The 9,504-nt window shown below is 45.4% G+C and carries 9 protein-coding genes; 2 read left to right on the top strand and 7 right to left on the bottom strand.

The window, feature by feature from the left end; translation table 11 throughout:
- Positions 1–498 precede the first annotated feature (498 nt).
- From AC0YNZ_RS31020 to AC0YNZ_RS31000, 5 genes are all read right to left on the bottom strand, one after another.
- Positions 499–1,647, bottom strand: coding sequence for an ABC transporter permease (locus AC0YNZ_RS31020; RefSeq protein ID WP_475830213.1), 1,149 nt, complete (start codon positions 1,645–1,647; stop codon positions 499–501).
- Positions 1,648–1,649: 2 nt separating this feature from the next.
- Positions 1,650–2,768, bottom strand: a complete 1,119-nt coding sequence (locus AC0YNZ_RS31015; protein WP_475830212.1) for an ABC transporter permease — start codon at positions 2,766–2,768, stop codon at positions 1,650–1,652.
- A 32-nt stretch (positions 2,769–2,800) separates the two neighbouring features.
- Positions 2,801–3,736, bottom strand: a complete 936-nt coding sequence (locus tag AC0YNZ_RS31010) for an ABC transporter ATP-binding protein (RefSeq protein ID WP_475830211.1) — start codon at positions 3,734–3,736, stop codon at positions 2,801–2,803.
- A gap of 125 nt (positions 3,737–3,861) precedes the next feature.
- Positions 3,862–4,974, bottom strand: a complete 1,113-nt coding sequence (locus AC0YNZ_RS31005; protein WP_475830214.1) for a sensor histidine kinase — start codon at positions 4,972–4,974, stop codon at positions 3,862–3,864.
- Positions 4,975–4,995: 21 nt separating this feature from the next.
- Positions 4,996–5,652 (bottom strand): response regulator, encoded by a 657-nt coding sequence (locus tag AC0YNZ_RS31000; RefSeq protein ID WP_475830210.1) that lies wholly within the window; start codon positions 5,650–5,652, stop codon positions 4,996–4,998.
- 918 nt (positions 5,653–6,570) lie between these two features.
- On the opposite strand from AC0YNZ_RS31000, the gene AC0YNZ_RS30995 reads away from it, so the two are divergent.
- Together AC0YNZ_RS30995 and AC0YNZ_RS30990 are read left to right on the top strand one after the other, a co-directional pair.
- Positions 6,571–7,515, top strand: a complete 945-nt coding sequence (locus AC0YNZ_RS30995; protein WP_475830209.1) for a serine O-acetyltransferase — start codon at positions 6,571–6,573, stop codon at positions 7,513–7,515.
- 58 nt (positions 7,516–7,573) lie between these two features.
- On the top strand, positions 7,574–7,762 hold the full coding sequence (locus tag AC0YNZ_RS30990; RefSeq protein ID WP_475830208.1) for a hypothetical protein: 189 nt from the start codon (positions 7,574–7,576) through the stop codon (positions 7,760–7,762).
- A gap of 298 nt (positions 7,763–8,060) precedes the next feature.
- Here AC0YNZ_RS30990 and AC0YNZ_RS30985 read toward each other — a convergent pair whose 3' ends face one another.
- The gene (locus AC0YNZ_RS30985; protein ID WP_475830207.1) at positions 8,061–9,263 is read right to left on the bottom strand and encodes a hypothetical protein; all 1,203 of its coding nucleotides are present in this window, start codon (positions 9,261–9,263) and stop codon (positions 8,061–8,063) included.
- 44 nt (positions 9,264–9,307) lie between these two features.
- Positions 9,308–9,504, bottom strand: a 197-nt coding sequence (locus tag AC0YNZ_RS30980) for a hypothetical protein (protein WP_475830206.1), incomplete at its 5' end; no start/stop codon positions are given.

Raw genomic sequence — 9,504 nt, 5'->3', positions numbered from 1 at the left:
CTTGGACAGGCGTAACGAAGGAATGAAAGGGCAATGACCCGTTGAGACATGGGAGTGAGAACCTCCAGGGGCGGCGTGGAGAAAGCGTGCAGTAAATGGAATTATTTAGGGTGGCTGTGTTCCCCCTCTATTCCGTGCGCCTTCATGTTGCCGAAGTCTAAGACGGAGTTCCCCTCCTTATCTTTCACCCTTTACCAACCGGGCGAAATCCTGCGAATAAGCGAGCATTCGCGAGAAAATCATATCGTACTGAGGGAGCTCAATAAAGTAGTAGTTAAAATTCAGGCTGGTATAACGTGTATTCCTTGTTAATCCGATTTAATAATTAAATGGATGTTTCCAAAGGAGAAAGTCATGCACAATCCTAGCTCAACGAGGCTGCCGATTTTTGCCGGCAGCCTCATTTCTGGTGATTGTTAAGCTATAGTTTCTCCTCCCTCGGTTTTAAGGGTTTCTCTCATATAAACTCACTCATTCGCAGGGGATTAGCTTATTTTCTTAAATATAGCTTCGAGTATCATTGTTTCTGCCAAACTTATAAACGGCTATTAAAGATAAGGCCAAGGAAAAAGCAATCAAAATGATCAGATTCAAGAATAATTGCCCCACGGATCCCCCTTGTTGTAGGTTGCTAAAGGTATCCAGAAGCCAATACTGGGGAAGAAAGTGCGCGAGCTGCTGCATGGTTTCCGGCATTAATTCAAGCGGGAACATACACCCAGACAGCAAGCTGCTAGGAATAAGGATCATATTCTGCATGCCGCTGGCTACTGAAGAGCTGCTTGAGAATGCCACGATTACAAGCGATAGACCTATTGCCACCAAAGCAAATAACACAAGAATTAGGAACATGTTCCAATAAGGAATACCCGGATCGACACGAAAAATATTTATCATAATCAACAGTGTCACTGCAATCTGCAGCATCATCATAGTCAAGTTAACGATGATATTAGATAAGACATAGGTTCTAGGATTGATCGGTGAGGATAAAAGGCGATAATAGGTTCTATTCTCTCTTTCCTTAATAAGAATTCCAGATAAATTCGAAGCGGACACCAGCATGAGGACGAGCAAGTAACCTATTGATTGATTGGTTTTATTGTGATTTACGGATTGGTCCTCTACTTTCTCAACTGATAATCTGAAGTCTGTTTTTTGAAATCCCTCATAAAGAGTATCAAACTTAGCCTTATCTCCTTTAACCACCTTGCCGATTGATGCCATATTGTTAATATGTTGATCCAAGGAAGCTTTCACTTGTCCGGTAACCTGCGCCCCCTTAATGGATACGATCTTAACATTTGCGGGCTTACCGACAATCAAGCTCTGTGCGAAACCTGCGGGAAAGATAATTGCTGCATCCAAATCGCCAGCAGCAATCAGCTCTTTTATCTCATTCTCCTCAATCTCACTTATAAGCATGGACTCCTGTCTGCCCACTGAATCTATAACACCCTTTGTAATCGACTGACCTCCATCATGATTAACAATGCCCATTCTCAATTCGGTTTCTCCCGAGCCCCCTTGGACTAGGGTCGCGAGCAGGATTCCCATAACAGGAAGGACGAAGTATACAAATAGATTCATATAATTCTTAAAGGTAGAAATCAATGTTTTCCGGATTAGCCATAACGTGTCTCTCATTCTTACAACCCCTCCTTTTTGCGCATCATCATTAATGCGATACCAAGCAAGACAAACGCGAAGCCGATATTTAACAGCATGGCGTTAACCGCTGCTGACAGACTGTCTGCATAGATCATTTCAAGAAGTGCAGCATTCGACCATTGCAGCGGAGAAAGAGACGAGATGGTTGCCATGAATCCTGTAGCTTCCTCGACTGGGAAGTAGGAACCGCCGAGAAATGCAGCCAATTGGATAATAATCATAACAACAGTTCCTGATGCATTGCCCTTGATGATATAACTGAACCCGAGTCCCAAGCTCACAGCAAAAATGATTTCAGTAAAGAGCGTTAAAAATACTAGACCCAAATTTTCTCCCCAATAAGCATTAAACATGTATTTACTGATGAGCACTACGACAATTGTGAGTATTAAATTCAGCACGACAAGCCCTGCTAGTTTACCCGCAAAAATTTCGATTTTCGTCACCGGTGAAGCAAGCAATCGGACAGCTGTGTTCCTTTTGCGTTCACCGTCTATTAATTGTGCGGCCGTCAAGGCGCTATATAAAATAATCATTGTCGTAATCGCTATAGCGAAATAGTCCATAGCACCAGGCTTTCTTGTCGCATTCAGCGACTCCTCCACCACATAGCTTTCTCCGCCGCTTCCGGTCATGATCGCATCCGCTTGCTCTGAGTCTGTACCTGCTACTTCAGCCGCCAACCGGTAACGATCTGCAAAAGCTATAAGCACACTCTTAGCTATATCGCTTTCAATCAAGCTCTGACTACTGCTGTAATACTTCAGCCCACTGTCCGAAATCTCGACGTAACCCGCATAGCGGTTGTTCTTCACTTCAATTTTTCCATCCGTCTTCTCGTCTGCCTTCTCGAGTTTAATGCCAGCTTGACGTATCTGACCCGTGAAGTCGTCCCAATATTTAGTGAACTCGCTCGATGAGCTATTATTCTTATAAAGTACGTTAATCTTTCCAACCGTTAAACTGCCGTTAAAAGCATTCGTAAGCGCCGTTCCCAAAATAAGCATGGTTAATAGCGGCGAAACCACCAAGAACAAAAGCATCTTGGGATCGCGGATAACCTTTAACTCTTTAAGCATTATTCTGAATACATTCATTTCCCCTTCGCCTCCTTATCCCTTCTTTCTTATTAGTCCCGCAGGCTTCTGCCTGTCAATGTCAGGAACACCGTCTCCAAACTAGGCTCATTCTCTTCCACTGTACGTATTTCAATATCGTCAGCCATCAACTGCTGGATGATCCGGTTCAAATTATTGACCTCGGAATCGGAGGTGATCTTAACGATTCTATCCTCCACTTCAACCCGGTTTACGCCAGCAATTGCCTCCAGCTTGTTCCTATCCAGATTTTCCGCCGAACGGACCTCGATACCTATATTTTTCTGATTCGTTATGATGGCCTTTAATTGGCCTTTCGTTCCTTCCGCGATGATCTTGCCGTGGTCGATAATGGCGATTCTTGTACAGATCTCCTCGACCTCCTCCATATAATGGCTGGTGTAGATGATCGTACAGCCCATTTCATTCAGTTTCTTCACGGAACCAAGAATATAGTTGCGGGATTGCGGATCAATCCCCACCGTTGGCTCATCCATGATGAGCAGCTTTGGCCGATGGGCGATTGCACAGGCTATGTTCAATCTTCGTTTCATGCCGCCTGAGAAGTTTTTGGGATAGCTCTTGTGCTTGTCGCCAAGTCCCACGAATGCAAGAGCTTCAATCACCTGCTCCTTTAACTTGGACCCTCTGAGTCCGTATAATCCGGCGAAAAAATGAACGTTCTCGTAAGCTGTCATATCCTCATAAATAGCCATTTCCTGCGGCACAATCCCGATGTTCATCTTCGCGAATTTGCCATGCTTAGCGATACTCTTGCCAAGAACTTCGATTTCACCCTTGGTAACCCGGAGCAGAGAGGCAATCATGTTAATGGCCGTACTCTTTCCGGCTCCATTCGCACCCAGAAATCCGAATATCTCGCCTTCCTTCACGGACATCGTGATATTATCCACAGCAATAAAATCCCCAAATTTCTTCGTAAGCTGCTTAATTTCTAGTACGTTCATTCGTAACACTCCCGTTTCGTCTTTAGGATAATGTAATTGTAATAAAAAAGGATGCCCCTGTGACAGTGCACAAGTTCATCCTTAACCCCTGAGAATCTTCCTGTTTAAACATCTTAAATCTCATCTTATCCATGAGGAATTAATGTAGTGACACTGAAGCCTCTTGAGCCATCGACGATAATCGTACCATTTACGCTTGCTGCTCGTTCTTCCATGCCGATTATTCCCAAGCCTTTTATCACCTTCTGCTCTCCTTTGCCGTTGTCCGATACTTCGACCTTGATTAAGGTCCTCAGTACCTCGATATGGATGGAGACAAAAGTAGCGTTTGAATATTTCATGGCATTGGTTAACGCTTCCTGGGTGTTCTCCTGAATGATCTTCCACTTGATCGGAGTAATGATGTCGACATTACCTTCATGAGTGAGAGAGGTCCTGACCGTATGCTTCGCTGAAAATTCATCAACCAATAATTTCATCCGATTTATTCCGAGCTGCTCTGTTGGCGGCTTCATATTCTTGAGCACAAGGCGGATACTCTCAATCCCATCCTTGGAGATATGGATTGCATTCTGAAGCAGCTCCGCCGACTTGTTCGGATCGGAGGTGAACAAGCGCTTCGATGCTTCCATTTGGATCAATGCACCCGTCATCGAATGTCCAATCTTATCATGAATTTCCTGGGATAGCCGGTTACGTTCCTCCAGCTTAATCGTATAATTGGACTGTCTGATATATTCTTTATTCTCATTTAGACTCTTAGTCAACTGCTGGATATGTTCGTTTCTATTTTCTATGTCCTCTTTGAGTTCTGCAATTTTGCTTATGTAGGTGTTAAGCAAGAAGTAATAGAGGAAACTTAGCATCGCAACGAGTCCATATGTAACCAAGATGGCTTGGGATTCTTGAGACAGCAACAAGAGCGGAACCAGCATGAGAAGTAGAATAATTCCGCGTTTACGCAGGTATATAGTGAATAGTTCGTATATGTTCAGAGGGAGCAGGAGTAACAATAAGGGTTGGATATGTGACGAGGACGCTGCGGTAACGAGCATGGACAGCAGAAGCACGATCGTCGTGATACTAACCTTTTTAGCGATATGAATGGAAATATTCAAACACAGGTAGAGGAGGATGGATAGCATATACCATGGTGAAATCGAACCTACAGCTACATAAGATTGAATGACCACATAGCTTAAGAGAATCGCTTTTATGCCCATTGTCCAGAGTTCTATAGGGGTTCCCCTCTCCGTCATTTAATCCACTTCCCCGGTCAGAAAATAAATCGCGATTTGTGTACGATGCGTAAGACCCTTCTTGCCTAGGATAGAAGTAATGTGGTTGGCAATGGTGCCTTCTGAGATGAACAGCTTCTTCGAGATTTCGCGATTGGAAAGCCCCTTCGCGATGAGGGACATAATGTCGTGCTCTCTATCAGTGAATAAGCTTCTGTCGATCTTACCACCTCTATCTTCTTTCTTATCTTTATCCTTGTCCGGTAGCAAACTAGATTTCAGCTTATCCAGCACGGCATCCTGCAGCACATTATGTCCGTTGTATACAGTTATGATGGCATCCCGTATCCGCTCCGGATCGTTATTCTTGAGCAGATATCCTTTCGCCCCGTTCCGGATCGCATCGATAATAAACGCCTCATCATCGAAGGTGGTCAGGATTAGCGCTTTGGTTCCTGTCTGCTCGGAGATCAGCTTGGTCGCTTCCACACCATTCATATTGGGCATCTGCACATCGAGCAGTGCCACGTCTACTTCATTCTCCCGGCAGAAATCTACGGCTTCTTGACCATCCTGAACCGTCGCCAATACTTCGAACTCTTCGAAAGTGGTCAGTATGATCCTCATGCCTTCCCGGATAAAGGGATTGTCATCGGAAATAATGACCTTTATTTTCAACGCTGCTCACTCTCCGTTCTCCGCTTTTTAACAACATCCATCACATTGTCATATTCATTTATTAGTATAGCATTCTTCTTTTCGTACATTGATAAATAAATATTGATAAGCTAATAGCTGGAATAGTTCAACAAGGCTGCCGTTTCATTCCGGCAGCCTCGTCCTGATGTTTGTTATACTATTGTTTCACATTAGCTTAACGATTTGTTATACCACTCATAATTACCGATCAGAAGATTATTTAAAGTTACAATTTAATATGAAACCTAAAAGTATGAGTTATCCTGACTCCAATACCATTGAGAGGAGATGAACATGAAAGTTCACAATTGTCCTTCTTGTAATACCTACAGTCAAGAGTGTATGATCGTCATCCAGAATGCATCGCACCCTACAGAAGAGAGACTAAAGTGCAGTATCTGTTCCTGGAGCGGTATTTGGTCGGACATGAAAGTGAAGGAGATCAGACGGCGAACCGATCCCGGGCGTCGCACCGATTACAGACTATGGTGTGCTTCATTCAGATCAAATTAGACTTCGATATACGGGAGGTTTGTGCCCACATTTGGGGAGTTGATCCTTTATGCTAGTGCCATACGTATTAGGTACTGGCATTATTATTTAAGCATCCTGCCCTTTAACTAAGAAGGCTGTCGATCCATTACATCAGCAGTCTTTTTCTGGTGTTAAAATATTGAGTTTAAGTACCCGCGTTGTCATTAATTAAGCAGATTTGTGTCGCCCTGTGCTGATTACCACCGCTTTAGGACCTTTTTACATTTGGAAACCTTGTGCTGCCCTTTTGAAATTGAAAAGCAACCTCAACTGGAGTTAAAATGAAGTGACGTTACAGGGAGGATTGCAGGCATCGGGTTCGCCTTCCCTGTTTGTACGAGCATGGGAATTGGGGATGAAAAGATGAGTAAATATTTTTACGAGCAGCTCGGCAGCCTTGTCTCTGCGATCGGCTCCAGCTATCAACAGCAGTCTCATGTAATTCCATTGGATGCAGTCTCTCTTCCGAGCAGAGATACGATCATTGAAGTCATCCAATTGTTGAGAGAGCTTCTGTTCCCGGGCTATTTCGGAAAACAGAACCTTACAACCGCTACGTTGGACTACCACATCGGCGATCTGCTCATTCAAGTTCACGATAAGCTTCACGAACAGATCAGTTCCGTATTAAAGCATCAAGCCGCTAACGATAAGACGGCAAACGTCGCTGTAGAGACAAAGTCCGATGAAATCATTTACGCTTTTTTAAGCAAACTGCCGGAGCTTCGGAAGATTTTGGCAACCGATGTGCAGGCCGCCTTCGAAGGCGATCCTTCCGCCCAAGATACGAACGAGATCATTTTCTCCTTCCCGGGCATATTTACCGTCACGATTTATCGGCTGGCACACGAATTGTACAAGCTTTCCGTGCCGCTCATTCCGAGAATCATGACGGAATACGCGCACAATGAGACCGGAATCGATATTCACCCAGGCGCTACGATCGGCAGCTATTTCTTTATCGATCATGGTACAGGCGTCGTGATCGGCGAAACTACCGTTATCGGCAATCATGTGAAAATTTATCAGGGTGTCACCCTTGGCGCATTATCCACCCGGGGCGGACAAGCACTTCGCGGCGTAAAGCGCCACCCTACGCTGGAAGATGAAGTAACGGTCTACTCTGGCGCTTCGATATTAGGCGGCGAGACGGTTATCGGCAAAAGCGTCGTTATAGGTAGCAATGCCTTTATTACAACCTCGGTTCCGGAAGGCACGAAAGTGAGTGTAAAAAACCCGGAGCTGGTGTTCAAAGGCCATTCTCCTCAAGAATTTAAGCAGGAATTTCATGCAAACTGGATGATTTGATTTAACAATAAGGGGCAATACCTTCAAGGTCGGTTAACGACTTCAAAGGTACTGCCCCTTGCATATGAGCGGTATGGCCGGCGCGGGCTCGTCACCCGCCGCGTTTGTTGTGGCCCGTGACGATAACCATTTCAACGAATGGCCGGACCCGGTCCATCAGACGTTGACCTTTGTGCAGCGTCACTATTTCTTGTACCCCGGAGTATCGGGAGATGTTACGCAAAAGGGCTCCGACCCGTTCCGTTAGAAAGACCGACCTCCACCCCTTAGATAGGTGTAACGAAGGAATGAAAGGGCATTTGGCCCGCCCCGACATAGGAGTGAAAATCGCTAGGGATATCGTGGAGAATACGTGCAGCATATGGAACGAATTGGGTGGGGCTACTCTCTCCTCTATTCCCGCACGCCTTCTGACGGTACATCTTAGCAAACCTGGCTCTCTTCATTCGTCAACCTAATCTCAAGGCGGGTGAAATCCTGCGAATACACGAGCTTGCGTAAGAAAATCAAATCATACCGAGGGAGCGTAACATACTGGGTTTTGACTATATATAAGTAAGCCATGCCGGCCCTGATCCGTACAAGTCGTCGATTGCTTCGAAGATTGACTTCTCAACGGTATCGTAAGCCGCGGCGATGTTGCCAATCTGATGATCGACATCGATTTGCCGGGTTACCCGGTACGGTCCCATTTTGGGGTGTACCGCAGGCAGTTCGAATTCATGCCTCCACAGCGGGCCTTCAATGCTACCCACGCACGAGACATCTGCACTAAATTTTCCGCGGACAAAGGTGAGCTTTACGAGGTGGTGATTCTTGGTTACTCTGGTTATCGTATAAACGTAACCATTGCTATATTTGGTGTTGTAGCTAAAGCCGCGCTTCTTAAAATGGGTAGTAAGCGCCTTTTTGACTGACAACGGCTCGGAGGCATGGTCCCCGATCATAAGCGGCTCCAATTGATACGGAAATTGAACGCCGACTAGATTTCCATTTTCATAGCATGATTGCACGATCCGCTCGCCAACAATCATGTTCTCGTAGACTGCTGCGGCTTCCTCCTCATTTGAGGGAACAGCGAATACGCGCTCATAATAAATTTCCCCGATAGACTCCAAAAAGTGGCGTTCCCCTTCATTCAGCTCCAATTGCGGAATACCCTGCGCGAGGTCACCGAGCTCTACGATCGCATCCAGAAAATTATTTCTTCCGGTAATCCACCAATCGCTCTGTAGCCGAATACACGGCGAAGGGTAGTCACTCCAGCCCGTAATACTCGGTGCAAACAGCCTTGTATAACGAACATCCCCTTTAGCGACAAATGGTATTGGTGCTACCTTGACAGCTTCGGGGCCTCGACGGAGCATCGGAAGATGATCGAATACAAACGTGAGTTTATGTAGTGGATAGCGGCGTGGTATTCCACTTACAGTCTCAATCGCATCTTCCATCCGAAGCGAATTGGTGAAGCCACCCGGATTTGATCCATCCCATCGAGCAGGAAGGTTGGTCAGTCTTTGCTCGCAACCCAGAGATGTCACGACCGTGTGGCGATATGGGGCAAGCGAAGGATTTTGACTCACCAGCCGATCGATGCCGGATACACCATGCATAGAGTCGCTGATGAAAAATTTTATGTCATGCGGGTCAGTATCTGAAGCGATGAAAGCTCGTCTGATCCGTTCGGTTACCACCAGAGGAGTTTCCTTCTTGGCTAACCGGTATATGATGTGTTTATATAGCTTCACAAGTGCACTCCTTATCTAAATGGTCCATACCATTGTTTCCTCCGTTAAAGGGATATTTCATTATTCGTGAGGATCTTATTCAATTCCTTTTTTTGTATAAACTGTCCGTCAGCATGGAAACGGCAGCCGATCGTCTGATATGCTCCCCATACGGTAGACAGGTGAAATAATAAAAAGCCTGCTACTGTGAGGGGAGCTTTTTCATGTCTAGAGGAAAATATACTGCTTTGGAGAAACTCGC

The sequence above is a fragment of the Paenibacillus sp. J2L1-98 genome (assembly GCF_056269405.1).
This window is presented reverse-complemented; position numbering and strand designations above follow the sequence as displayed.